Source organism: Bradyrhizobium canariense (genome assembly GCF_018130465.1).
GTDB classification, from domain to species: Bacteria; Pseudomonadota; Alphaproteobacteria; order Rhizobiales; family Xanthobacteraceae; genus Bradyrhizobium; species Bradyrhizobium canariense_C.
Map to the genome: position 1 here is coordinate 14993 of NZ_JAFCKJ010000018.1, position 24460 is coordinate 39452.

A 24460-nucleotide genomic window follows, 5' to 3' on the forward strand; every position below is an offset into this window, starting at 1 on the left:
TTGGTTTATTCAAGGACCGCGCCAAACGTCGCGCATGTCAGCTCTGAGCAGGCGCATCAAAAAATCACGAATGATCGCGCAACCAAATGCGCGTTTCGGCGTTTCTCACGGTTATTGCGACGCACAATTCCAAAGACAATTCCCAAAGACATTCCAATGCCGTTCTATCGTACCTCGCCCTCGCCGATGAGCGCGAACGGCCCCCACATCGCGGGATAGGCGTTGCGCGGTGACGAGGTGTCATCAACGTACGTTAACATCGCGCGGCGCAAGGCTTCGGCACGCCCGATTTTTGGTTCGTTTTTGAGCAGCTCGAAAGTCGATGTGGTCAAGCGGGTGGCAGCTTCCGAATCCACGGCCCAATGCGAGACCAGGAGCGCGCGCGCACCGGCGTAGAAGAACGAGCGCGCCAGTCCCGACAGGGCCTCGGCGCCGGGCTTGTCGCCTGCGATGGTGTTGCAGGCCGACAGCACAACCCAATCCGCATTGAGCTTGAGCTGGGCGACTTCACTCGCGGTAAGCAGACCGTCGTCGAGCTCCGTGGGCTGATCGGGAATGGAGAGCGCGAGCGAGGGCTCGCCCAGTCCCTTGATATCGCCGGCAACGAGGCCGTGGGTGGCAAAGTAGATGATGCCGTATTGAGCAAGCGCTGCACGCTTGAGCGTCGTTTCGCTGGCGTCGCGGCCGAGATGGATATCGGCCGCAGCCGCCCCGACATCCCTGGCCACCGCGTTCACCTCGTCGGCGGTGTCAGGCAGTTGCGGCAACGCCTGCGCAAGTCGCGCGCGATCGACGCCGGCACCGCGCCAGAAGTCGGTATAGGCAATGGTCGCGATGCTGCGCGCGGCAACCTTGTCGTTCGCGGCGCGCCGCTCGGCGGGCCCTTCCAGTGCAGGATTGAACACGGGATCGCCAAAGCCGGTCATCGGCTTCACGCTTTGATCCCGACGCGCGAAGGCGCGCAGCGATTTCAGGCTGACCACCGACGGCAGCACCGAGACGGCCTGACGCCGCAGCAGCCAGGCAGCGCCACGATAGCCTTCGAGCGTGTCCGGGATCGCAGCCTTCGGCTTCTCGGTGACGAGCAGATGAAACGGCAACGCGGTCAGCGCAGCCGACGGCACCACCAGCAGGCTGCGCTTGTCCTTCGTCAACGCCTCGACCGGACCGAGCAGCGCGACATGGAGTTCGTTGGCGATCGCGAGATCGAACAACCCGGATTTGCCGGAGGCATCGCGCGCCTTATCGCGCGCCTTGCCGACATCGAGTCCTTTGCGGAATGCCGTCACCTTCTGCGTCAGCGCATCCGCGCCGAGCGGAATCGCCTTCCAGTCGACGCCTTCGCGCGTGATCGCGATGACATAGCTCTGCTTGTCGACGACGGAGTAGAGCACCATCGCCTCGTCGGCCGACAGCAGCAGCTGGATGTCCTTGACCGTCAACGGCAGGGGATTGGAGAGCGACGCGTAGTCGGGAAATTCGACCGCGAGCGTCTTCTGCAAGCCCGCACGCTCGTTCGCAATCGTTGCAATCCGCGCGCGGCTGCGCTGCTCGGCTGCCAGGTCGCGCTGGGCGGATTGCTTCGACACCGCGGTGACGATCGCCTTGTCGAGTGCCTCGGACTCAGCCGCGAGATCCTGGTCCCGGCGCACCAGCTCGGCGAGCCGGTCGCTGCCGGCGGCAAGCCGAACCGCGAGCTTGTTCACGGCGGATGCGGCGGAGGATTGCGTGCCGCGCTGGATCGCGGCGAGGGCCTCGTCGAGCGCCTTGTCGCCGGACAGCAGATCTTGTTGGCGCGCGGCGAACAGCACCGGCAACACGACGCGCAGCTGCGCGCGATCGCCCCGAAGCGTCTTTTCCGCGAACGGCAATGCGTCCGCGGTGCGCCCGGACACGTAGAGGAAATAAGCGAGATTGCTGGTCGAGGTCGCGACCTCGGGATGATCGGGCCCGAGCGCACGTTCGCGGATGACCAGCGCGCGGCGATAGAGCGGCTCGGCGTCGCCGTAGCGCTGCTGGTGCTCGTAGAGGCCGGCGAGATTGTTGAGGGAGCGGGCAACGTCGGGATGATCCGGTCCCAGCACCTTCTCCCGGATCGCAAGCGAGCGCTTGATCGGCGCTTCCGCGTCGGCATCGCGGTTGAGATCGCGATAGACCTGGCCGAGATTGTTCAGAACGGTGGCCACCGCCGGATGCTCGGGGCCGCCGGCCTTCTGGTAGATCGCGAGCGCCCGCTGAAATAGCGGCTCGGCGTCCGCATAGTGCTGCTGCTTCACATAGAGCGTGGCGAGATTATTGAGGGACTGGCCGACATCGGGATGCTCGCGCGACAGTCCCTTCTCGCGAACGGCGAGCGCGCGCTTGAACAGCGGTTCGGCCTCGGCATAGCGGCTCTGCCGCTGGTAGAGCGCGGCGAGATTGGTCAGTTCGGCTCCAATCAACGGGGTTTCGAGACCGAGCGACTTTTCCATCAGCATGATGGCGCGCTTGTAAAGCGGCTCGGCCAGATCGTCGTGGCCCTGACCAGCATGAACCTGGCCGAGGTTGTTCAGCGCGGCAGCGAGTTCGCGACCGGTGTCGCTCTTTTCCAGGCTAGCGACCATGCCTTGCGCCAAAGGCAGTGCTTCCGAATATCTGCCGGCGCTCATGAGTGCGTTGATCCGCGCGCTCTCGGCGGCAAGACCTTTCTGGGCAAAGCTGGGCGTGACAAGCGATGCGATGATCGCGAGCGTCAAACCCGCAACCAGCGCCAGTCTATTCCGTTCTGCCATGACACTCTCGCCGCCGCCTTCTGACCGCTTACGGTCTTGGGTCGCGGCGATCGGCAGCAGCGTTCAATTTGTTGCGCTCTGGTCCATCCTGGTGCGCGCTTCGCCGGCGAGGCGGACCAGCATCTTGCGCAGCGCCGTGCCATCAGCCACCCGCTCCGGGAAGTCCAGCCGCAGTGCGGTCTGGCCGTCCTGCATGTCGAGGCCCTCCGGATCGCAACCGGTGCAGCGCCAGTCGCCCTCGGCGGCGCCGAGCAGTTTTGTTGCATAGAGGCCCATGGCGTCGCGGTGATCGGCATTCATGTGCCCGACCGCCCCCTCCTCCGCCGCCAGCAATTCCTCGGCCCCCGTGAGATCCGTCAGGAACTGCTCCGGCTCGAGGTCGACAATCCGGCCGAAGCCGGCGACCAGATGGGTTCCCGTCGGCCGTATCCGAAAGAAAGAGAAATCCTTAAACGAAACAAAGGCTTCCGCTGAGGGATGAGCATTGAGATACCGTCGCCGGAGCAGATCCTTGTCCGCATCGGCCGGCTCGGCATGGCCGGACAGCATGATCCGGGCGCCTTCCAGCGGATCGCCCGCCGCCCGCTCGTCCAGCATCAGGGACACCCGGCTATCGCCCAGGATGTTCCTGGTGTGCACGGCCAATCCCGAGATCAGCAGGATCGGAGAGCCATCCGGATGGCTGGCCAGATTGACCAGGGAGCAATAGGGATCGCCGCTGCCGGCCATCAACGTCGCCAAGGCGCCCTGCCGTGACCGCCGCAACAGCGACTTGGCGAGCTTTCCGGGGTCGAAATCAGGGGTCGGTTGCATCGGCTTTCTCGGGTCAGGTGGTTGCATGGAGGGCCTTTTTTCGGGTAAACCGGGGCCTGGTTATGGGTCGAGATGCGGCGAATCTGCCGTGTTTCGTGGAACTTGGTCACACTTCAGCCTAGCTTGCATTGCTCGGTGACAAGGTTCGAACGCCAACATCGGCACCCATGTATGCGGCGCATCAGTGGATTGCTCGCCGTTTCAAGCCACGACCCAAACGGAAAGCAGAAAGCAGAGGCTCATGCCCACAATCGCTTTGGTCGACGACGACCGCAACATTCTCACATCCGTCTCGATCGCGCTGGAGGCCGAAGGCTACCGCATCATGACCTACACCGACGGCGCCTCCGCGCTCGACGGTTTCCGCACCACCCAGCCCGATCTTGCCATCCTCGACATCAAGATGCCGCGCATGGACGGCATGGAGACGCTGCGCCGGCTGCGGCAGAAATCCGACCTGCCGGTGATCTTCCTGACCTCCAAGGACGAAGAGATCGACGAGCTGTTCGGCCTCAAGATGGGCGCCGACGACTTCATCCGCAAACCGTTCTCGCAGCGCCTGCTGGTCGAGCGCGTCAAGGCCGTGCTGCGCCGTTCGGCGCCGAAGGACCCGACCGTCGCGCCGAAGGAGAACGACGCCAAGGCGCTCGACCGCGGCCTGCTGCGCATGGATCCTGAACGGCACACCTGCACCTGGAAGAACGAGCCGGTGACGCTGACCGTCACCGAATTCCTGATCCTGCAGGCGCTCGCGACCCGGCCCGGCGTGGTGAAGAGCCGCAACGCGCTGATGGACGCCGCCTATGACGACCAGGTCTATGTCGACGACCGCACCATCGACAGCCACATCAAGCGGCTGCGCAAGAAGTTCAAGGTGGTCGACAACGAGTTCGAGATGATCGAGACGCTCTACGGCGTCGGCTACCGCTTCAAGGAAGCCTGAGGCGCACGCGCCTCCACGAAAGACTGAGAGCATCGCCGGTTCCGATTCCATCGGGACCGGGATGGCTCTAGGATGCGGGGACCTTCGCACGAGCTGTCCTAACGCGGGCGTGAGCATTGCTTGACCGAACGCAGCCTGACGAGAATAAGAACGCCGAGGACGTCACCGCCCACGGCGCTCCGGATCAATTGGCCGAGGACAAGCCGGCCGTGCGAGGCTGGCGGCCGCTGAACTGGCTGAAGCGCGCCGGGCAGTTCTTCTTCGCGCTGTCCTTCTCGAGCCTGACCCGCCGCATCGTCTCGCTCAACCTCGCCGGCCTCGTCGCGCTGGTGGCGAGCATCCTCTATCTGTCACAATTCCGCGCCGGCCTGATCGACGCGCGCGCGCAGAGCCTGCTGGTGCAGGCGGAGATCATCGCCGGCGCGATCGCGGCCTCCGCGACGGTGCAGACCAACGCCATCACCATCGATCCCGACCGGTTGCTCGACCTCAAGCCGGGCGAGACCTATGGCGGGTCGGACGAGTATTCTCCGCTGGATTTTCCGATCAATCCGGAGCGCGTGGCGCCGGTGCTGCGCACGCTGATCTCGCCGACCAAGACGCGCGCCCGCATCTACGACCCGAACGGCAGCCTGCTGGTCGACAGCCGCAGCCTCGAGACCGTGGTGCGCTTCCCCCTGCCGTCACTCTCCGCCGAGAAGCCGGGCATCGTCGAACGCGGCATGGTCGCGGTCCGCACCTGGCTGAACCGCGGCGACCTGCCGCTCTATCGCGAGCTCGGGCCCGAGAACGGCAATGGCTATGCGGAGGTCGGCGACGCGCTCCAGGGCCAGAAGCGCTCGATGGTGCGGGTCAATGCGCGCGGCGAGGTGATCGTCTCGGTCGCGGTCCCCGTGCTGCGCTCGCGCGCCATTCACGGCGCGCTGATGTTGTCGACGCAGGGCGACGACATCGACCAGATGGTCACCGCCGAGCGCCTCGCCATCCTCAAAGTGGGCGGCGTCGCCGCCGCGGTCATGATCATGCTGTCGCTGCTGCTCGCCAGCACGATCGCAGGTCCGGTCCGCCGGCTCGCCGACAGCGCCGAGCTGATCCGCCGCCGCATCAGGACCCGCGTCGAGATTCCCGACTTCACCCGTCGTCGCGACGAGATCGGCCATCTCTCCGGTGCGATGCGCGACATGACCAGCGCACTCTACAGCCGCATCGAAGCGATCGAGATGTTCGCCGCCGACGTCGCGCACGAATTGAAGAACCCACTGACCTCCTTGCGCTCCGCGGTCGAGACGTTGCCGCTGGCGCGCAACGAGAACAGCCGCACGCGCCTGCTCGAGGTGATCGAGCATGACGTCAAGCGGCTCGACCGGCTGATCTCCGACATTTCCGACGCCAGCCGTCTCGATGCCGAACTGCAGCGCCAGGATGCGATCCCGGTCGACCTGCGCCGCCTTTTGACGACGCTCGTCTCCGTCGCCAATGAAACCAAGCTCGGCCATGACGTCGCGGTCGAGACGCGTTTCGAGGGCCGCGGCCCGAACGACAATTTCGCCGTGACCGGCCACGATTCGCGGCTCGGACAGGTGGTCTCCAACCTGCTCTCGAACGCACAGTCCTTCTCCGAGCCCGGCAACAAGGTGCGCCTTACCTGCCGCCGCGTGCGCGGAGAGATCGAGATCGTGGTCGACGATGACGGCCCCGGAATCCGCGACGACGCGCTGGAACGCATCTTCGAGCGCTTCTACACCGACCGGCCTCATCAGGGCTTTGGCCAGAACTCCGGCCTCGGCCTGTCGATCTCCAAGCAGATCGTCGACGCGCATGGCGGACGCATCTGGGCGGAGAACCGCCCCGGCCCGGCGGACGAGGACGGAGCGCCGACTGTGGTCGGCGCGCGCTTCGTGGTGAGGTTGCCGGCGCTATGAGCGACGGCGGCCCCAGCATTCACGCCTCGGCGGTCAAGGTTGGAGATCTGGCGGTGCTGATCCGCGGGCCCTCGGGCTCCGGCAAGTCGCGCCTTGCCTTCGATTTGATCATGGCGGGACGTAGCGGCGTGCTCGAAAGGGCCGTTCTGGTGGGGGATGACCGTGTCCATCTGGCGACAGTCGGCCGCGAAATTGAGGTCCGCCCCGCCCCGGTATTGGCCGGCCTGATCGAGATCCGAGGGCTGGGAATCCGCCGCTGCGACTTCGTGGAGCATGCGACCGTCGGCCTCGTGGTCGATCTGGACGCCGCGGATGCGGAGCGGCTGCCGCCGGCCGAATCCCTGAAAACAGGCATTTTAGGTGTCGAAATACCGCGAATCCCGGTCGGCCGCGACTATTCGCCCCTCCCTCTGGTTGTTGCGGCCTTGACCACTACCAAGAGTTCATCTTCCGTTAACCCTTCAGGCGATTGTTTGAAGGGAAATGGTAACCATATGAACCCCACTATCGCGACCGAATAGACCGGCGCAGCTCCCCTCATCCATCCGTCTAGATTCAGGGAGATACGCAACATCCCCTCTTGCGCGGGGGCTCTGGATGGTCAAAGTGGCGCGTTCGTGCGGTGCACCAAAAGCGCCCGCGAGGAGTTTTCCGATGATTGGTCTAGTACTTGTGACCCACGGGCGCCTTGCCGACGAATTCAAGGCAGCGCTTGAACATGTCATGGGCCCACAAAAGCAAATCGAAGCGATCACGATCGGCGCTGAAGATGATTCCGATCTGTGCCGAAGCGACATCATCGAGGCGGTTAACCGCGTCGATTCCGGCGACGGCGTCGCGATCCTCACCGACATGTTCGGCGGCACCCCGTCCAACCTGGCAATATCCTGCATGAGCCGACCGAAGGTCGAAGTGCTCGCGGGTATCAACCTTCCCATGCTGGTGAAGCTCGCCAAGGTGCGCGAGGAGCGTCCGCTACCCGACGCGATTGCGATGGCTCAGGAAGCCGGCCGCAAATACGTCACCATCGCCAGCCGTGTACTCGCCGGCAAATGAGTGACGAGGCGCCGCAAGCCGGGACGGGCGTGCCCGCGGGCGCGATCTCCAAGGACCTCCTGATCATCAACAAGCGCGGCCTGCACGCGCGGGCCTCCGCAAAGTTCGTCCAGGCCGTCGAGCGCTTCAGCGCGCAGGTCTGGGTGACGCGCGGCGGCGAAACCGTCGGCGGCACCTCGATCATGGGCCTGATGATGCTCGCCGCCGGTCCCGGCACCACCATCACGGTCGCCGCTGCCGGCGATGATGCTGAAGCCGCGCTCGCGGCGATCACCGAACTCGTTGAAAGCAAATTCAACGAGGAGGGGATCTGAGGCCACGCGCTCGGCTGCGCTCCCTCGCCCCGTTCTTGCGGGGAGAGGTAGGAAGATCACTTCCCCGGCGGCGCGATGTAGATGTTCCAGCTCATCGACGGACCGGCCTTGCCGTGGGTGAAACGGCGCGTCGTCATCACGATGCGCTCGGCGTTCGGCGCAACCTCGGATACCCATTTCTCGAACGCCGGCAGGCGGCCGTCGGCCGGATCGAACACGCCGATGAAGCCGTATCTCTTGACGTCATCGGGCGAAATCAACCCGGACCCCCAGGCTTCGAGCGGCGTGAACGCGGCCGGATGATCCGGGCTGTAGAACACCATCGGCTGGATCGACTCCATGGTGCCGGCGACGACCGCCCAGCGCGAGGCGAAGCGCGCGTGCCAGGCCTGCGTCAGCTCGCGGGCGAGATCCGAGCGCGCGCCATAGGTCGCCGTGTTGCCGGCATTGGCGGCCATCTCGCGCGCGGCGATCCAGGGCGAGGCAATGAGCGTGGCGACGCTGAGCACGAGCCAGATCGCGACAATGTTGAACAGCGCAGCGCTCTGCACCCGCAGCGCCGGGATCGCGACCAGCGCCAAGGGCACCAGGAAGAACAGCGAGATGCCCCAATCGGTCTTCATGTAGATGCTGAAGACCAGCGCGCCTAGCGCGGGGCCGAATGCGACGATGATCTGGACGATCCAGACGTTGCGCGCCTGCGAAAGGTTCACGCCGGAATTCGCGCCGCGCGCCCAGGCCCGCGTGACGATGCGTAACGGCGCGCGCATGAGCAGCGAGACCCAATGCGGCACCAGCGCCATCGCCAGCGCGGCCAGCGCCACCGGCAATGCCAGCAGCGCGACATTATGCAGGGCATAGCCGGCCACGAGCTGATGCACCTGGCCGCTGTCCTCGAGGCTGTAGGTGTCGCCCGCATAGGTCAGCGGCAGGAAATGCGCGTCCGCCAGCCAGACGATGTGCGGGATCATCGCCACCACCATCGTCGCGATCGCAACCCATGGCGCCGGCGACGACAGGAACCTCAATCGCTCCGGATGGATCAGCGCGGCAAGTCCGATGGCGCCGATCATGGTCAGCACCCAGTATTTGGTCATCAGCGCCAGCGCGCCGGCAAGTCCGAGCAAGACCCCGGATTGCCAGCTCCGCTTCTCGAACGCATTGAGATAGGCGAGCACGAGGAGCGGCAAAGTGACGAGCTGGAGCAGGTCCGGATTGTACTTGAAACCCTTGAAATTGAAGATCGGGTAGAGCGCGACCATCACCACGACCAGGAACGCGCGCCGCGCATCCACGACGCGCAGCGCGATGAGCCAGCAGATCACCATGCCGACGCTGACGGTCGCCATCGCCAGCGCATAGGTCGCCCAGTCGGTCGGCGAGAACGCCATGAACCAGAGGCCGGCGACCCAGCCCGACAGCGGCGGGTGCTTGCCATAGCCCCAGAGGAATTTCTGCCCCCAGCCCCAGGCTTCTGCGACGTCCATGTGAACGTCCTGCGCGGCCTTGAGGTTGATCAGGATGAAGGTCCAGAGCACCGCATGCAGGATGGCGAGCTGGATCACCAGCCACAGGCGCGCCTCCGGCCGGGTCGCGCTGGCAACCAGCCAGGCCCGGAAGCGGGCATAGCTCACCCGGGTCTTTGCGCGCGCTCGGGCAGACGGGATCGAGGTCGTCGACATGGGCCTGGACATGGGCCGTTGCGTAGCGCGTTTCCGGCCTTCGTGGAATCAGCTTGGCGTGAACAAAGGCCCTGAAAATACAGCAATATGGTTGCCGCACGGGGATGTGAGTGGTATCCCGCGCCCATGACGACCGTCCCCATTTCGAACATCCGCAATTTCTCCATCGTCGCCCATATCGACCATGGCAAATCGACGCTGGCCGACCGCCTGATCCAGATGACCGGCGGCCTCACCGACCGCGAAATGGCCGGCAAGGAGCAGGTGCTCGATTCCATGGACATCGAGCGCGAGCGCGGCATCACCATCAAGGCGCAGACGGTCCGCCTCGCCTACCGCGCCAAGGACGGCAAGGATTACATCTTCAACCTGATGGACACGCCAGGCCATGTCGACTTCGCCTACGAAGTCTCGCGGTCGCTGGCGGCCTGTGAGGGTTCCCTGCTGGTGGTCGATGCCAGCCAGGGCGTGGAAGCGCAGACGCTCGCCAACGTCTACCACGCGCTCGACGCGGGCCACGAGATCGTGCCCGTTCTCAACAAGGTCGACCTGCCCGCAGCCGAGCCCGAGAAGATAAGGCAGCAGATCGAGGACGTCATCGGCATCGACGCGTCAGACGCGGTGATGATCTCGGCCAAGACCGGCCTCGGCGTGCCCGATGTGCTGGAAGCCATCGTCACCCGCCTGCCGCCGCCGAAGGGCGATCGCGAAGCCACATTGAAAGCGCTGCTGGTCGACAGCTGGTACGACGTCTATCTCGGCGTCGTCGTGCTGATCCGCGTCGTCGACGGCGTCATGAAGAAGGGCAGCCGCATCCGCATGATGGGCACGGGCGCGGCCTATGACGTCGAGCGCGTCGGCTTCTTCACGCCGAAGATGACGCAGGTCGACGAACTCGGCCCCGGTGAGATCGGCTTCATCACGGCAGCGATCAAGGAAGTCGCGGACACCCGCGTCGGCGACACCATCACCGACGACAGGAAGCCGGTGACCGAGATGCTGCCGGGCTTCAAGCCGGCTATTCCCGTGGTGTTCTGCGGCCTGTTCCCTGCCGACGCCGATGACTTCGAGACCTTGCGCGCGGCGATGGGCAAGCTGCGCCTGAACGATGCCAGCTTCTCCTACGAGATGGAGACGTCGGCCGCACTCGGCTTCGGCTTCCGCTGCGGCTTCCTCGGGCTGTTGCATCTGGAGATCATCCAGGAACGTCTGTCGCGCGAGTTCGACCTCAATCTGATCGCGACCGCGCCGAGCGTGATCTACAAGATGAGCCTCACCGACGGGCAGGAAATCTCGATTCACAATCCCGTCGACATGCCGGACGTGGTCAAGATCGCGGAGATCCAGGAGCCCTGGATCGAGGCCACGATCCTCACGCCGGACGAATATCTCGGCAGCGTGCTGAAGCTGTGCCAGGACCGCCGCGGCGTGCAGAAGGAGCTGACCTATGTCGGCTCCCGCGCCATGGTGAAATACGATCTGCCGCTCAACGAGGTCGTGTTCGACTTCTACGACCGGCTGAAGTCGGTCTCGAAGGGCTACGCCTCGTTCGACTATCATCTGACCGACTACAAGCCGGCCGATCTGGTGAAGATGCAGATCCTGGTCAACAACGAGCCGGTCGACGCGCTCTCGATGCTGGTCCACCGCACCCGCGCGGAGGGGCGCGGCCGCGCCATGGTCGAGAAGATGAAGGAGCTGATCCCGCCGCACATGTTCCAGATCCCGATCCAGGCGGCGATCGGCGGCAAGGTGATCGCGCGCGAGACGGTGCGCGCACTGCGCAAGGACGTCACCGCCAAATGCTACGGCGGCGACATCACCCGTAAGCGAAAACTTCTGGAGAAGCAGAAGGAAGGCAAGAAGAAGATGCGGCAGTTCGGCAAGGTCGACATCCCGCAGGAAGCTTTCATTGCCGCGCTGAAGGTGGATAGCTGAGGCGAACGCGCGGGCCGCCTAACGGATCATTCAGCCGCCGTCATGCCCGGGCTCGTCCCGGGCATCCACGTTCTTGGTGCCGTGGGGAAGGCGTGGATGGCCGGGTCAAGCCCGGCCATGACGCCCCCCGATTTGGTGGCGAGACAGATTCGGCCCGAAGCCTTTCGCGACCGGAAACTAAAAAAACGCGAAAACAACCCCATGCACAGTAGCCGGCCCCTTGTCGGCATTGCGTTTTTTTGATTTTACGAAATCCAGTTTGACCCGTCGGGCAAAACACCGGCATGATGTCATGATCGCGGGGCGTGTTGGTCGGGCGTTGCCGTGTCCATCGAACCAGCTGCAATCAGGCTTCTCCGGGCTGACTCGGCACGAATTGCTTTGGACCGGTCAGGATAGGCAGATCGAGCAGGAAACGAGTCCCCGCTCGATCTTTTGAAAGCGTGAGGTGGCCCTGAAGCTGCCTCACCATGCCCGTGACCACCTTGAAGCCCAGGCTTGCCCGCGGCTGATCGATGTCGAACGCTTCCGGAAGGCCAACGCCATGGTCGGAGACTTCGACGTGTAAATATCCATTGATTTCCCGGGCCGAGACTTCGATGTCGCCGCTTCCTTCCGGATAAGCGTATTTGACCGCGTTGGTGACCAGCTCGTTGATGAGAAGCCCCAGGGGAATTGCGTGATCGGCCGCGAGCAGCATTGGATCGGCGTGGCAGTGCAGGGTGTGCCTTTCGGTGTTGCCCCGCAGCTTCTTGCAGAGTTCGGTCATGAAGTCCGCAAGTTCGACATAGCCGATGTGCGAACTGCGCCAAAGATGATCGTGCACCTCGGCTATGGTGGAGACCCGCAAGCTGGCATCTTCCAGCGCATTTTTGACGTCCGTCGACGGCGCGCTGCGCGCTTGGACCCGGAGCAGGCTCACGACTGACGTGAGGCTGTTCTTGACACGGTGGCTCATCTCCCGGGTCAGCAAAGCCTGGTGCTTGAGCGCCTCTTGAAGTCTGGCGTCGGCCTGCTGACGCTCGATTGCGATGCCGAGCAGGCCGGCAAAGCCGGCAAGAAAATTGGCGTCGCCCTGATCGAACTGGCCGGGATCGACGCTATCGACTTCGAGTACGCCGAAGAAGGCGTTACCTTCTCCGCCCTTTTCTATCAGCACGTTGATGGCGCGCCTGATGCCGTGGTCCGCCAACAGCTGGGGCGTGCGAAAGCGAACATCTGCTTCCAGTTGGTTCGAAATGACGGTCATTCCGGTCTGGTAGGCGTAGCCCGCCGGCGATCCAAGGTCGGCGGCGAGTGAGACGGCATCGATGGTGCCCGGCGCCCAGCCGACCCCCGCGCGCACCATCAGACGCTTTGCATCCGGTTCATATTCCAGAACCTTGGCGAACGGAGACTGCAATCCGATTGCGCACAGTTCGGTGGCCCGTTGCAGGATTTCCCGGAAGTCGCGGGTCTGCATGGCGGTACGACCGAATTCGCCGAGTAGCGACTGTTGCCGCAGCCGATAGCCAAGTTCGTCCCGGCTGAGCTGGGAAGGAGTTTCAATCGGCTCCGGGACCGATGTGAAAACCTCATGCATAACGGGTGCTCCGAACACGGTCGCGCCCGGCAATAAGGCCCGAAACTCGCGATGTGCTCGGGCGGAACTGTGACCGCTTTTCTTCGGAGAAGCTGAGCAAAATAGCTCAACTGCCGAGTTCCCATCGGTCCTGCACGTGCGGCTTTCGCTCTGTGGTCTGGACCACCGACAGCGGCAACATCGGTGTGCGACCACTCACCTCCGGTTTCGGAGGTCGATGCGCGCCATGCCTGATTCGGAAAACGATAGTAAATTGGAGCTTGAGGGCCTGCGGCTGGCTTCGGACCTCATGCAACTCGCCAAGGAAACACTCGACCCGGATTTGAAGGAACATTGCCTGCGGATGGCGAAGCATTGGTCTGGCGAGGTGGATGAGCCAGCCAAGGACGATACCGAGGTCGATAAGGATTCAGGTCAATGACGAGCATCATCACTGCCTGTCGTCCTTGTCGTCGAGGATGAACCGGGTGGTCGGCTCGTCTTAATCGAGCGCGGTGATCCAACACCGGCAAATGAGCGCTTTTGCTCAGACTCACCCGCAGAGTGAGTACAAAGTGACGATCCCGATCCTACCCGCTCCCATCGACATGCCGTTGTCCGGATTGCGCAGGAAGCGGAACTGGGACGACATGCTGTCATGGCGAAGGTGCAGACGGACCGTGATCTGCGGAGCAATCGGCTGCTGGGCGCGCTGGAGCCCGCCAGCCGCAGGCGGTTAGATCCTCATCTGGAGCCCGTCGATTTCAAGCTTGGCGACATGGTCTGCGACGCGGGAGGCCCGCTCAAGCACGCCTATTTTCCCCAAGGCTCTGTGCTGTCGCTGTTGACCGTGCTGGAAAACGGCGCGGCGATCGAGACCGCGAATATCGGCCGCGAAGGCGCGTTCGGTCTGTTCGCCGCCATGTATAGCCGGGTCTCCTTCAACCGGTGCATCGTTCAACTCGAGGGGCATACGGTCCGCTGTCCCATCCAGCTGCTGCAGTATGAATTCAAGAACAGCGAGCACGTGCGCGATCTGTTCGTGAGCTATTCGGAAACGCTGCTGTCTCAGGTCCAGCAGACCGTCGCATGCAACGCGATGCATTCGACGGAAGAGCGGATGTGCCGCTGGCTCCTGATGATGCACGACAGGGCCGAGGGCGAAGCTCTTCCTTATACCCACGAATTTCTATCTCATATCCTCGGTGCCAACCGGAAATCCGTGACGCTTGCCGCGCAGTCGATGCAGACCGCGGGTCTCATCAGCTATCGGCGGGGAACGATTCAGGTGCTGGATCGTCCGGGCCTGGAGAAGGCGTCGTGCGAATGCTACGCGATCGTGCAAGAACGCTTCGACGCGTTCCTCACGCCGCCGTCGACCGCGGTCCCGGGCCACAACAGAAGCCGAAGCGACCTGAACGAAAAGGATTGAGTGCGCCTGCCCTGCTCGGCACGACGCATCCCGGCCAAGGTTCACTGCCAACGACGGCCGCGCCACCTTGATCCTCCCCGCCAAATAGACCACCATCGCGGCTTACCGCTCACACCAAGAATGGGCGAGGAAACGCGCATGCACGCAACTGTCGGATCGAATCTGGTCGAACGTGCCCGGGCCATCGCGCCGCTGATTGCGGACGAGGCTGACGAGATCGAGAGGGCGCGGCGGCTGACCGCTCCCGTCGTCTCAGCACTCATCGAGAACGGGCTCTATCGGGCGCTGCTGCCGCAGAGCCTCGGCGGCACTGAAGCTGCACCGGAAGCCTTCATGCAGATGCTGGAGGAGATCGCGAAGGCGGATGCCTCCACCGCCTGGTGTCTCGGCCAAAACAGCGTCTGCGCGATGATCGCGGCCTCGCTCGACCACGACACCGCGCAGGAGATCTTCAACACGGCGCCCGGCATTCTCGCCTGGGGCGCGATTGCGCATGAGGCGCGCATCGTCGAGGGCGGCTATCGCGTCACGGCGCGCTGGGATTTTGCCTCGGGCTCGCGGCAGGCGAGCTGGCTCGGGGCGCATGTCCGCATCGTCGGTGCCGACGGTGTGCCGCGCAAAAATGTCGACGGCGCGCCCGAGGTGCGCACCATCCTGTTTCCAGCCGCGCGCGCGACCTTGCACGACGTCTGGCAGGCGATCGGGCTTGCCGGCACCGGCACCGATTCCTACGAGGTCGCCGACCTGTTCATCCCCGAGCGCTTCACCGCGTTTCGTGACGTGCCGTCCGCATTGCGCGAGAAGGGGCCGCTCTACAGGATCGGCACCGGATCGACCTTCAGCCTCGGCTTTGCCGCTGTCTCGCTTGGCGTCGCACGGGCGACGCTGGATGCTGCGATTGCGCTTTCGCGCGCAAAGCACCAGTCGCTGGCGGCCAGCGCCATGCGCGACAACCAGGCGGTTCAAGGCCTGATCGGCCGCACCGAGGGCGATCTGCGCGCCGCGCGCGCCTATCTCTATGCAACAGCGAATGCGATGTGGCGCGACCTCGGCGCAAGCGGCGAATTCAGCGCGGCGCATCGGAGCGCGGTCAGGCTGGCCGCGACCTGGACCATCCACCAATCGGCGAAGGTGGTCGACACCGCTTACCACATGGCGGGTGCGACCGCGGTGTTCCGCAGCAATCCGTTCGAACGGCGGTTTCGCGACATGCACGCCATCGCGCAGCAGATCCAGGCGCGCGACACGCATTACGAGGATGTCGGCAAGATGATCCTTTCAGGGGATCGCTGACGTCCAATTGCGAAAGTGCACCCACGCTGACCTATATTGAGTTCGCCATCCGGCGTCTTCGTCGCTGAACCTTTGTGGATTTTCCCGGACCAATTTTTATAGCCACAAAAACGACAGCTTTTCCGCTGTGACCGCGCCGACCATATGGAAGTGATAATTCCGAATTGTTTTTAGCGCGCTGCCTTTGCGCAAGAGAGGTCCATCATGGGCCGAACACCTGGCAAGAAAGTCAGTTGCCATGCCATTCAGGGGCATTCGCCGGGATGGCATCATGGTGGCATTCTCATTATCGCCATCCTCTGCAGCGCATGCACTCTGCTATTTGCGAGCGAAGCCGTGGCTCAATGCTCGGCGCGAGACGCCCTGCGGAATCACCTGAAGCTCAAGCAAGCTCCCCCCGACAGGCCGCAAATCCCAATCAGATCCGCCGTCGATCACCCCGCGTGGAAGACGATCAAGATCGGGGCCTTTGCAAACGTCTTCGCCCTCAGTAACGCGTTGGATGCGGCAGGTTGCAGCATCGGAAACTCGGCTGGCGAAATTCTCGCGCGACCGACGTTTACTGTCAGCGCCACGAAAACAAGCGTAGAGCTTTTCGCGGTGTCGGCAGCCGAACTGGGCTTTCGGTCCGACACTGCGTTGCTGGCGGACATTTATGCGCGCGCCAAGCAGTTGGGTTTCGGCCTTGCGGCTGCAGAAGTCGGACCACAACTGAGGCTTCAATATTTTGACCAGCCGACCGGTGAATTTCTCATCATCGGAATGGAGCCTATCAGGACCTGGCAAGGCGCCCCCGTCATCTTGAATGTGGCTAATGGCGGAGCGGGACTCATTCTCATCGGCCGGGATGGCAGCGCCGACGCAGAGATCCCCGTGGCATCCCGTTTTGTATTCGTGCGGTCCCATGAAACCGCTGCTGCCGAGGAGCAAGAGGCCGTAACACTTGTCGGCCACTGAACTTCCAGGTTTGCGCAACTCGAGACGCAAGCCGACATCCCGCAGCTCACGCCACCAGCGCGGTGTCTTCCTCGTCGGCGCCATCGATGCCGCGCTGCGCGGCGAGCAGGCTGATGATCTCGATATTCGGCCGGGCCTTGCTGAACAGAAACCCCTGGCCCTCGTCGCAGCCTTCGGCCCGGAGGCAGCTGAGCTCGGCTTCAGTCTCGACGCCTTCGGCGGTGATGGTGACGCCGAGGCCTTTGCCCAGGCTGACGATGGAGCGAATGATCGCCTGGGCCTCGCGGTTGGCGCCGAGATCGCGCACGAAGGACTGGTCGATCTTGATCTTGTCGAAGGGAAAGCTTCTGAGATAGCTGAGGCTGGAATAGCCGGTGCCGAAATCGTCCATCGAGATGCGCACGCCGAGCGCGCGCAGCGCGTGCAACGTCGCCAGCACCTGGGCGCTCTTTTCCAGCAGCAGCGTCTCGGTGATCTCGAGCTCGAGCCGCCGCGGCGGCAGGCCGGAATGCTTCAGGGCGTCCGTCACCACCGAAAGCAGATTGCCGCTGCGGAATTGGAGCGGCGACAGGTTGACGGCGACGCGGACGTCGTCCGGCCAGGTCGCGGCATCGAGACAGGCTCGGCGCAGCATCAGGCCACCGAGCGGATTGATCAGCCCGGTTTCCTCCGCGACCGGAATGAACTCGGCCGGCGAGACCATGCCGCGCTCGGCATGCGGCCAGCGCACCAGCGCCTCGAAGCCGGTGATGCGACCGCTCGAGAGGTCGATCAGCGGCTGATAATAGGGGCGCAGCACGTCGTTCTGGATCGCGTCGCGCAGCTCGACCTCGATCTTGCGGCGGGTCTGCGCCTTCGCATCGAGCGCCGCCTCGAAGAACGCGAACGTGCCGCGGGCATCCAGCTTGGCGCGCGACAGCGCCATGTCGGCGCTCTTGAGCAGCTTTTCGGAATCGTCGCCGTCGCCCGGCGCCATCGCGATGCCGATGGAGGCGCTGATCACCACGGAATGGCCGTCGAGCAGATAGGGATCGGCGATGGCTTCCAGCAGGCGTTTTGCCAGCATCACCGCGTCCTCGGGGCGCGTCAGGCCGCTCTGCACGATTGCGAACTCGTCCGAGTTCAGCCGTGCCAGCGCGTCTTCCTCGCGCAAGGTGGAGCGCAGCCGCTTGGCGACGCCGCGCAAGAGCTTGTCGCCGACCGCGTGGCCCAGCGTGTCGTTGACCGCCTTGAAATTGTCGAGCCCCAGCATCAGCAGGCCGACCTTGTCGGTGCTGCGCCTTGTATGCAGCAGCATCTCGTCGACCTGCTGGCGCAGCAGATTGCGGTTGGGCAGGCCGGTCAGCCCGTCATGCTGGGCCATGAAGGCGAGCCGCGCCTCGGCGCGCTTGCGTTCGGTGATGTCCATCAGCGCCAGCAGCACCGCGGGCCGCTCGGCATAGGTCAGTTCGCGCGAATAGATCGCAAGGTCGATCAGAGCGCCGTCGGCCTTGACGTGCTTCCAGGTGCGCCCGGCCTGCTCCTCATCGGCCGGATCGGCGGTCCAGGGCGGCTCGCTGTCGAAGGCCTGCAAGGAGCGGATTTTCAGCCGCTCGAACTCGGCGCGGCTGTAGCCGTAATGGGCGAGCGCGGCATCGTTCACGCCGAGGATGCGCTCGTCGTCCAGCGCGCAGACGATCATGGGAACGGGATTGCCGTCGAACAGCAGGCGGAACGAGGCCTCGCGCTGCTTCAACTCGGTGATGTCGACGCGCAGGCCGACCACGCCGCCGTCGTCGGTCAGCCGCTCGTCGATCAGGATGACGCGGCCGTCCGCCAGCTTCTGCTCGTGGCGCGCGCCGGGCTGATAGAGCTTTTGCAACCGCTCGGCGATCCATTCTTCCTCGTGGCCGGCAGCCTCGGGATAGTCGCCGCGGGCGACGCCGATGCGCAGCGTGTCCTCGAGGCGCGCGCCTTCCTCGAACAGATCGGCGGTCTTGCTGTAGATCTCCGCGTATTGCTTGTTCCAGAGGACGTAGCGGCCCTCGGCATCGAGGAACACGATGCCTTGCGGCAGGATCTCGATGGCCTGGCGCAGGCGCTCATGGGATTTGCGCGCCTCCGCGATCGCGGCCTCCGCCTCGGCACGGCTGCGCAGAACTTCGTCGCGTTCGGACGGAGGATGAGGGGCGCGCGCAAAGCGCGGCTTGCGCGGGTGCAGGCCGGACCTGCCAAGCACGCTTCCCTTTCGCTTTTTTGGTTTTCGAGACCCCAAACTCAACTTCACTCGTCCCAGTCGCACCCAGCGACCGCAAGTCTTGGGGCAAGTGTCTGAAAAAAAAGTAATCTTGGGTGGCATGGCGATCGGACGCACGGTCTGGCGGCCTCAAAAAAACGGCCTCCATTGCCCGTTTGCAAGGCGCGGCTGCGTCGATCGGCGCTCCGAGCGCATCGCGTCGTCGTCATCGGAGAACGAGATGGCGCAAAATTACGCGCTGCCTTGAATCATTTCCGAGATCGCGCGCGATTGCATGCAGAAAGGAGAGAGTACGCGTCCCGCGCACGAATTTTGGTCAATGCATGAGAGGGTTATCGCGTCGTTAAAAATCGGCCGGCTCCGCACTGGGAACTGCGACTTTTGGACGATATTTCAGCCGAGGGACTGTTTCTTAACCCTGACGCGGTGTTGGGCTATAAGGATGTCAGCATGAGTCCCCGCCGCCTCGCCCCTCTCCTGCTCGTCATGACGCTCCTGGCCGCCGGCGACGCGCTGGCCCAGGACAAGGGCAGCGTCAACCCGAAGCCGCTGCCGCCGCTTGCCAATCCGAATGATCCCACGATCGGCGCCAGGGAGCTGTTCGCGCGAAAACTGCTGCCCTCGACCGGACCGGCGCATGTCATCGGCTCCTACACCAAGGGCTGCATCGGCGGCGCCATGCAGATGCCGCTGAACGGCGACAATTGGCAGGTGATGCGGCTGTCGCGTAACCGCAGCTACGGCCACCCCGAGATGATCGCGCTGATCAAGCGGCTTGCGGCCAGGGCGCACAAGGACGCGGGATGGCCGGGCATCCTGGTCGGCGACATCGCCCAGCCGCGCGGCGGGCCGGCGCTGTCCGGCCATGCCAGCCACCAGATCGGCCTCGATGCCGACATCTGGCTGACGCCGATGCCGGACCGTCGCTTGTCGCGTGACGAGCGCGAGGAGATGTCGGCGGTGATGATGGTGCGGCCGGACCGGCTCGACATCGATCCAAAAGTGTTCACGCCGGGCCATGTGCTGGCGCTGCGCGATGCGGCGCAGGAGCCGGCGGTGCAGCGCATCTTCGTCAATGCCGCGATCAAGAAGGCGCTGTGCCGCGAGGCCAAGGGCGACCGTTCCTGGCTGTCGAAGATCCGGCCGTGGTGGGGCCACGACTATCACTTCCATATCCGCATGCGCTGCCCGGCGGGCGCGAGCGACTGCGAGGGCCAGTCGTCGCAATCCGAAGACGAAGGCTGCAAGCCCTCCGATCTCGCCTACTGGTTCACCGACGGCGTGCTGCACCCCAAACCGCCGCCGGAGCCACCGAAGCCGAAACCGCCGATGACGCTGGCGCAGATGCCGGCGGCGTGCAAGGCCGTGCTGCACGCGGCCAATGCGAAGCCGTAAAGCTCTCGTCCACTCGCTGCAAACCTCACACTCAGCCGTCGTCCTGGCGAAAGCCAGGACCCATTACCCCAGGGAGGAGTCGTGGGGCGAAGTGATAACCACGAGTCTTCGCCAAACTCCTCCCTGGGGTAATGGGTCCTGGATCGGCGCTCGCTCTGCTCGCTTGTCCAGGACGACGGTTGAGTGTGAGGCTTGTCCGGGATGACGAACGAGTGGGTTGGTTCGCACGACCCGAATGCGATAGAATGCGCTGCCGCCGTGCCGTAAGCCCGCGGCCTTCCCGGGATGCGCATCCCTTTCAACAAGCCTGACCGCAAGCCCGCGTCTTCCGCGTGGCCAACGATGAGATTCCAGATGCGCATCCTCGCGTTCCTCGCCGCGCTTTCGCTTGGCGCAAGCTCCGCCCTCGCCGCCGAAGAGCCCAGCGGCTGCGACAAGTTCAAATGGCCGATCGAGCGCGACCGCGCCGCACTGACCGCGCCGGGCCGTGCCAAGCTCGCCTCGGGAAGCGAACAGGCCGCGTTGCCGCCGGCTGCCATCACACTGGCGCTGGTCGCGCCCGCGGATGCAAAACTGCCGACGCCTCCGGAGCGGGCGCCAAAGGACGGCACGTTTGCCGGCTTCACCAGCATCAAGGCCCCGAAGGCCGGGCTCTACACGATCAGCCTGTCCTCGGGCGCGTGGGTCGACGTGGTCCAGGACGGGCATATCCTCAAGCCCGTGGCCTTCAGCGGCGCGACCGATTGCGACGGCATCCGCAAGACCATGAAATACGAGCTGTCGGCGCAGCCCGTCGTGCTCCAGGTCAGCGGTGCGAAGGACAATTCGCTGTCGATCGCCATCCTGCCGGCGCAATAAGCCAAACGGTCGCCTTTGACCTGAGGCCCCGGCCTGCTATCTTCGAGACCAGCGATATCCCTGCCGGCCGTAAGCCGCCGCAGGGACCCGTGGAACAGCGCTTCCGCCCGTCGCTCGGACCCACCAACGCCGGATTTGCGCGTGCTTCTTGCGCGCGCGATCTCGCACGGAGCGCATCCATGATTCGTATAGCCTTGCTTTTCACGGCCTTCGCGATCGTCGCGGGCGCGAGCCTTTCGCCTGCCGCCGCCGAGGACAAGACCATCACCGTGTTCGCCGCCGCCTCGATGAAGAACGCGCTCGACGAGGTCGACGCCGCCTACACCGCCAGGACCGGGGTCAAGTTCAGCGTCAGCTATGCCGCAAGCTCCGTGCTCGCCAAGCAGATCGAGCAGGGCGCGCCGGCCGATGTGTTCGTCTCCGCCGACACCGACTGGATGGACTACGCCACAGCCAGGAAGACCATCAACGAATCGACCCGGGTCAATCTGCTCGGCAACAGCATCGTGCTGATCGCGCCGAAGGATTCCAAGCTCGGCAACGTCCCCATCGCGCAGGGTTTTGACCTCGCAAAACTCGCCGGCGACGGCAGGATCGCGACCGGCGACGTCAAGTCCGTGCCGGTTGGGAAATATGCCAGGGCGGCGCTGGAGAAGCTGGGGGCCTGGCAGGCGGCCGAGCCGAAATTCGCCATGGCCGAGAGCGTGCGTGCCGCGCTGACGCTGGTCGCGCGTGGCGAGGCCAACCTCGGCATCGTCTATTCCACCGACGCCAAGGTCGAGCCCGGCGTGAAGATCGTCGGCACCTTCCCGGCGGATTCGCATCCCGCGATCATCTATCCCGTCGCTGCGACCACGACGGCAAAGGGCGAGACCAACGACTACCTCGCCTTCCTGCGCTCGACCGCCGCCAAGACCATTCTGGAAAAATACGGTTTCAAGTTCCTGATCAGCCCCTCAACTTAGTTTCTGCGATTTGATGCTCGACATCTCTCCCGCCGAATGGACGGCGATCCTGCTCTCGCTCAGGGTCGCCGTGATCGCTACACTGGTGGCAACGCCGTTCGGCATTGCGCTGGCATGGCTGCTCGCGCGGCGTGATTTCTGGGGCAAGTCGGTGCTCGATGCGCTGGTGCATCTGCCGCTGGTGCTGCCGCCTGTCGTCACCGGCTATCTGCTGCTGCTCACCTTCGGCCGCCGCGGCCTCGTCGGCGGTTTCCTGGCGGACCATCTCGGCATCGTGTTCGCCTTCCGCTGGACCGGTGCTGCGCTCGCCTGCGGCCTGATGGCGTTTCCGCTGCTGGTGCGCCCGATGCGGTTGTCGATCGAGGCGATCGACCGCCGGCTCGAGCAGGCCGCCGAGACGCTCGGCGCGGCACCCTGGAAAGTGTTCTTCACGGTGACGCTGCCGCTGGCGCTGCCCGGCGTGCTCGCCGGCATGGTGCTCGGATTCGCCAAGGCGATCGGCGAGTTCGGCGCGACCATCACCTTCGTGTCCAACATTCCCGGCGAGACCCAGACGATTTCGTCCGCGATCTACTCGCTGATCCAGACGCCCGACGGCGACGCCGCCGCGGGAAGACTCGTGATCGTCTCGATCGTGTTGGCGCTCGGTGCGTTGATTGCGGCCGAATGGTTCGCTCGCCGCGCCACGGCGCGATTGCACGGGAATTGACCATGCTGCGCGTCGACATCGAAAAGCAGCTCGGCGAGTTCTCGCTGTCCGCCTCCTTCGCGAGCGAAGGCCGTGTCATCGGCCTGTTCGGAGCGTCGGGCGCCGGCAAGACCTCACTGGTCAACATGATCGCGGGGCTGCTGCGGCCCGACCGTGGCACCATCGTGATCGACGGCGAGACCGTCGACGACAGCACGGCCCGCATTCATGTCCCGACCTGGCGCCGCCGCATCGGCTATGTGTTCCAGGACGCGCGGCTGTTTCCGCATCTCACCGTCGCGCAAAATCTCGACTATGGAAGGCGGATGAATGGCCTCGCGCCCGATCCGGCGCAGCACAAGCGCGTCATCGAACTCCTCGACATCGGCGCGCTGGAGGGTCGCCGCCCCGGAAAGCTCTCCGGCGGCGAGCGTCAGCGCGTCGCGCTTGGCCGCGCGCTGCTGTCGAGGCCGCGCCTGCTGCTGCTCGACGAGCCGCTCGGCGCGCTCGACGAGGGCCGCAAGCTGGAGATCCTGCCCTATCTGGTGCGGCTGCGCGACGAAGCCAACGTCCCCATGGTCTATGTCAGCCACGACGTCGCCGAGCTGCGCCAGCTCGCGACGCAGATCGTGATGCTGAAGCAGGGCCGGGTAACGTCGTTCGGCGGGGTGAAGGTGTTGACGTGAGGGTGGCTGGTCGTCCCAACCTCCGCTGTCGTCCCGGCGAAGGCCGGGACCCATACCGCGTGATCTAACGATAGCGGCGGTGTGAGTACCGGCGAAGGGCAACTCCGAGTCTTCGCCAAACTACTCCCTGGGGTTATGGGTCCCGGCCTTCGCCGGGACGACAGCGTGTCTCCGCCGCTTCGGCTTCTCCGCCGCAAACACCGCGGTCAAATCCTCACTCGCCGGCACCACATCGTCCAGATGCAGGCGGCTCTCCACGTGCAGAAAATGCTCGCGCGACACCGCAATCGCACGCGCCACGTCGCGGGCGCGGAGCGCTTCGACGATGGCACCGTGCTCGTCCACCGCACAGATCGAATCGGTGGCGGGCTCGTAGACCGAGACCATCACTGAGGACCGGCTGAGCAGATCGGCGAGGAAGCGCGAGAGCTCTGCGTTGCCGAGTGCTTCGACCAGATGAACGTGGAACGCGCCGGACAGCCGCACCGAGGCGGCGCGGTCGCCGCGCGTTGCGGCGGCGCGCTCCTCGGCGAGATGCGCGTTGAGCCGATCGATCAAGGCATCGTCGACATGACGCACGAGCTGCGTCAGCACGCCGGCCTCGAGCACGCGGTGCGCCTCGTAGACACTGCGGACGTCGTCGAGCGTCGGGCGCGGCACGCGAGCGCCGCGGTTGGGGATCATCTCCAGCCGCCGCTCGGCGCCGAGCCGATGCAGCACCTTGCGGATGCGCTCGCGCGAGACGCCAAATATCTCGGCGAGCGGCGGCTCGGCGAGCTTCGCCCCGGCCTTCAGCTTGCCCTCCAGCAGCGCGTGCAGGATGGCCTGATAGACCGCCTCGTCCTCCGCCGGATTGGCCTTGCCGTTTCCTTTGCCGTTTCGCCTGCGCTGCGTCGCCATGGCGGTAGCTAGGCCTAAAGGATGCGCAGCGTCACCTCCAAAAAATGTGC

21 protein-coding genes are annotated in these 24460 nt (G+C 64.5%); 15 read left to right on the forward strand and 6 right to left on the reverse strand.

Features of this window, described 5'->3' with window-relative positions; genetic code table 11:
• Window positions 1-164 precede the first annotated feature (164 nt).
• Together JQ591_RS32210 and JQ591_RS32215 are read right to left on the reverse strand one after the other, a co-directional pair.
• A complete protein-coding gene (locus JQ591_RS32210; RefSeq protein WP_211399996.1) occupies window positions 165-2771 on the reverse strand; it encodes a CHAT domain-containing protein in 2607 nt (868 codons plus the stop codon).
• Window positions 2772-2834: 63 nt separating this feature from the next.
• Window positions 2835-3584, reverse strand: coding sequence for a HugZ family protein (locus tag JQ591_RS32215; protein ID WP_211399997.1), 750 nt, complete (start codon window positions 3582-3584; stop codon window positions 2835-2837).
• 241 nt (window positions 3585-3825) lie between these two features.
• Between JQ591_RS32215 and JQ591_RS32220 the strand changes: the two genes are divergently transcribed.
• The 5 genes from JQ591_RS32220 to JQ591_RS32240 all read left to right on the forward strand — a co-directional run bounded on the left by JQ591_RS32220 (window position 3826) and on the right by JQ591_RS32240 (window position 7819).
• Window positions 3826-4527 (forward strand): response regulator transcription factor, encoded by a 702-nt coding sequence (locus JQ591_RS32220; protein WP_008542552.1) that lies wholly within the window; start codon window positions 3826-3828, stop codon window positions 4525-4527.
• A gap of 116 nt (window positions 4528-4643) precedes the next feature.
• Entirely contained in the window at window positions 4644-6449 is a 1806-nt protein-coding gene (locus tag JQ591_RS32225; RefSeq protein WP_211399998.1) for a sensor histidine kinase, read from the forward strand.
• Window positions 6446-6970: an HPr kinase/phosphorylase gene (locus JQ591_RS32230; RefSeq protein WP_211399999.1), complete on the forward strand. Its 525-nt coding sequence runs from the start codon at window positions 6446-6448 to the stop codon at window positions 6968-6970. Before JQ591_RS32225 ends, JQ591_RS32230 begins: the two co-directional genes overlap by 4 nt.
• A gap of 133 nt (window positions 6971-7103) precedes the next feature.
• Complete coding sequence (locus tag JQ591_RS32235; protein WP_007597752.1) at window positions 7104-7505, forward strand: PTS sugar transporter subunit IIA; 402 nt, start codon at window positions 7104-7106, stop codon at window positions 7503-7505.
• Window positions 7502-7819 carry an HPr family phosphocarrier protein gene (locus JQ591_RS32240; RefSeq protein ID WP_007604995.1) on the forward strand — a complete coding sequence of 106 codons (318 nt, stop codon included), beginning with the start codon at window positions 7502-7504 and terminating at the stop codon, window positions 7817-7819. The genes JQ591_RS32235 and JQ591_RS32240 overlap by 4 nt, the downstream gene beginning before the upstream one ends.
• A 56-nt stretch (window positions 7820-7875) precedes the next feature.
• Here the strand turns inward: JQ591_RS32240 and JQ591_RS32245 are convergent, their stop codons facing one another.
• Entirely contained in the window at window positions 7876-9501 is a 1626-nt protein-coding gene (locus JQ591_RS32245; RefSeq protein WP_211400126.1) for a glycosyltransferase family 39 protein, read from the reverse strand.
• 126 nt (window positions 9502-9627) lie between these two features.
• Between JQ591_RS32245 and lepA the strand changes: the two genes are divergently transcribed.
• Window positions 9628-11439: a translation elongation factor 4 gene (gene lepA / locus JQ591_RS32250; protein ID WP_211400000.1), complete on the forward strand. Its 1812-nt coding sequence runs from the start codon at window positions 9628-9630 to the stop codon at window positions 11437-11439.
• A 346-nt stretch (window positions 11440-11785) separates the two neighbouring features.
• On the opposite strand, the gene JQ591_RS32255 is transcribed toward lepA, so the two are convergent.
• Complete coding sequence (locus JQ591_RS32255) at window positions 11786-13021, reverse strand: sensor histidine kinase (protein WP_211400001.1); 1236 nt, start codon at window positions 13019-13021, stop codon at window positions 11786-11788.
• A gap of 226 nt (window positions 13022-13247) precedes the next feature.
• On the opposite strand from JQ591_RS32255, the gene JQ591_RS32260 reads away from it, so the two are divergent.
• The 4 genes from JQ591_RS32260 to JQ591_RS32275 all read left to right on the forward strand — a co-directional run bounded on the left by JQ591_RS32260 (window position 13248) and on the right by JQ591_RS32275 (window position 16682).
• Window positions 13248-13442 (forward strand): hypothetical protein, encoded by a 195-nt coding sequence (locus tag JQ591_RS32260; protein WP_211400002.1) that lies wholly within the window; start codon window positions 13248-13250, stop codon window positions 13440-13442.
• Between the two features lie 216 nt (window positions 13443-13658).
• Window positions 13659-14432 (forward strand): Crp/Fnr family transcriptional regulator, encoded by a 774-nt coding sequence (locus JQ591_RS32265; protein ID WP_211400003.1) that lies wholly within the window; start codon window positions 13659-13661, stop codon window positions 14430-14432.
• 138 nt (window positions 14433-14570) lie between these two features.
• Window positions 14571-15725, forward strand: coding sequence for an acyl-CoA dehydrogenase family protein (locus JQ591_RS32270; protein ID WP_211400004.1), 1155 nt, complete (start codon window positions 14571-14573; stop codon window positions 15723-15725).
• A 204-nt stretch (window positions 15726-15929) separates the two neighbouring features.
• Window positions 15930-16682 carry a hypothetical protein gene (locus JQ591_RS32275; RefSeq protein ID WP_211400005.1) on the forward strand — a complete coding sequence of 251 codons (753 nt, stop codon included), beginning with the start codon at window positions 15930-15932 and terminating at the stop codon, window positions 16680-16682.
• Window positions 16683-16728: 46 nt separating this feature from the next.
• Here JQ591_RS32275 and JQ591_RS32280 read toward each other — a convergent pair whose 3' ends face one another.
• Window positions 16729-18900, reverse strand: a complete 2172-nt coding sequence (locus JQ591_RS32280) for an EAL domain-containing protein (protein WP_211400006.1) — start codon at window positions 18898-18900, stop codon at window positions 16729-16731.
• Between the two features lie 468 nt (window positions 18901-19368).
• Here JQ591_RS32280 and mepA point away from each other — a divergent pair, with 468 nt between their 5' ends.
• The 5 genes from mepA to modC all read left to right on the forward strand — a co-directional run bounded on the left by mepA (window position 19369) and on the right by modC (window position 23510).
• The gene (mepA, locus tag JQ591_RS32285; RefSeq protein WP_211400007.1) at window positions 19369-20313 is read left to right on the forward strand and encodes a penicillin-insensitive murein endopeptidase; all 945 of its coding nucleotides are present in this window, start codon (window positions 19369-19371) and stop codon (window positions 20311-20313) included.
• Window positions 20314-20667: 354 nt separating this feature from the next.
• The gene (locus JQ591_RS32290) at window positions 20668-21171 is read left to right on the forward strand and encodes a hypothetical protein (RefSeq protein WP_211400008.1); all 504 of its coding nucleotides are present in this window, start codon (window positions 20668-20670) and stop codon (window positions 21169-21171) included.
• A gap of 179 nt (window positions 21172-21350) precedes the next feature.
• Window positions 21351-22136, forward strand: a complete 786-nt coding sequence (gene modA, locus JQ591_RS32295; protein WP_211400009.1) for a molybdate ABC transporter substrate-binding protein — start codon at window positions 21351-21353, stop codon at window positions 22134-22136.
• A 13-nt stretch (window positions 22137-22149) separates the two neighbouring features.
• Window positions 22150-22845 (forward strand): molybdate ABC transporter permease subunit, encoded by a 696-nt coding sequence (gene modB / locus JQ591_RS32300; protein ID WP_211400010.1) that lies wholly within the window; start codon window positions 22150-22152, stop codon window positions 22843-22845.
• A gap of 2 nt (window positions 22846-22847) precedes the next feature.
• On the forward strand, window positions 22848-23510 hold the full coding sequence (gene modC / locus JQ591_RS32305) for a molybdenum ABC transporter ATP-binding protein (RefSeq protein ID WP_211400011.1): 663 nt from the start codon (window positions 22848-22850) through the stop codon (window positions 23508-23510).
• Window positions 23511-23630: 120 nt separating this feature from the next.
• Here modC and JQ591_RS32310 read toward each other — a convergent pair whose 3' ends face one another.
• The gene (locus JQ591_RS32310; RefSeq protein WP_211400012.1) at window positions 23631-24410 is read right to left on the reverse strand and encodes a GntR family transcriptional regulator; all 780 of its coding nucleotides are present in this window, start codon (window positions 24408-24410) and stop codon (window positions 23631-23633) included.
• Window positions 24411-24460 lie beyond the last annotated feature (50 nt).

Bases quoted from the DNA above. Each gene is read 5' to 3' on its own strand.
- JQ591_RS32210 (WP_211399996.1), bottom strand. From the start codon at position 2,771: ATGGCAGAACGGAATAGACTGGCGCTGGTTGCGGGTTTGACGCTCGCG.
- JQ591_RS32215 (WP_211399997.1), bottom strand. From the start codon at position 3,584: ATGCAACCGACCCCTGATTTCGACCCCGGAAAGCTCGCCAAGTCGCTG.
- JQ591_RS32220 (WP_008542552.1), top strand. From the start codon at position 3,826: ATGCCCACAATCGCTTTGGTCGACGACGACCGCAACATTCTCACATCC.
- JQ591_RS32230 (WP_211399999.1), top strand. From the start codon at position 6,446: ATGAGCGACGGCGGCCCCAGCATTCACGCCTCGGCGGTCAAGGTTGGA.
- JQ591_RS32235 (WP_007597752.1), top strand. From the start codon at position 7,104: ATGATTGGTCTAGTACTTGTGACCCACGGGCGCCTTGCCGACGAATTC.
- JQ591_RS32240 (WP_007604995.1), top strand. From the start codon at position 7,502: ATGAGTGACGAGGCGCCGCAAGCCGGGACGGGCGTGCCCGCGGGCGCG.
- JQ591_RS32245 (WP_211400126.1), bottom strand. From the start codon at position 9,501: ATGTCGACGACCTCGATCCCGTCTGCCCGAGCGCGCGCAAAGACCCGG.
- lepA (WP_211400000.1), top strand. From the start codon at position 9,628: ATGACGACCGTCCCCATTTCGAACATCCGCAATTTCTCCATCGTCGCC.
- JQ591_RS32255 (WP_211400001.1), bottom strand. From the start codon at position 13,021: ATGCATGAGGTTTTCACATCGGTCCCGGAGCCGATTGAAACTCCTTCC.
- JQ591_RS32260 (WP_211400002.1), top strand. From the start codon at position 13,248: ATGCCTGATTCGGAAAACGATAGTAAATTGGAGCTTGAGGGCCTGCGG.
- JQ591_RS32265 (WP_211400003.1), top strand. From the start codon at position 13,659: ATGGCGAAGGTGCAGACGGACCGTGATCTGCGGAGCAATCGGCTGCTG.
- JQ591_RS32270 (WP_211400004.1), top strand. From the start codon at position 14,571: ATGCACGCAACTGTCGGATCGAATCTGGTCGAACGTGCCCGGGCCATC.
- JQ591_RS32275 (WP_211400005.1), top strand. From the start codon at position 15,930: ATGGGCCGAACACCTGGCAAGAAAGTCAGTTGCCATGCCATTCAGGGG.
- mepA (WP_211400007.1), top strand. From the start codon at position 19,369: ATGAGTCCCCGCCGCCTCGCCCCTCTCCTGCTCGTCATGACGCTCCTG.
- JQ591_RS32290 (WP_211400008.1), top strand. From the start codon at position 20,668: ATGCGCATCCTCGCGTTCCTCGCCGCGCTTTCGCTTGGCGCAAGCTCC.
- modA (WP_211400009.1), top strand. From the start codon at position 21,351: ATGATTCGTATAGCCTTGCTTTTCACGGCCTTCGCGATCGTCGCGGGC.
- modB (WP_211400010.1), top strand. From the start codon at position 22,150: ATGCTCGACATCTCTCCCGCCGAATGGACGGCGATCCTGCTCTCGCTC.
- modC (WP_211400011.1), top strand. From the start codon at position 22,848: ATGCTGCGCGTCGACATCGAAAAGCAGCTCGGCGAGTTCTCGCTGTCC.
- JQ591_RS32310 (WP_211400012.1), bottom strand. From the start codon at position 24,410: ATGGCGACGCAGCGCAGGCGAAACGGCAAAGGAAACGGCAAGGCCAAT.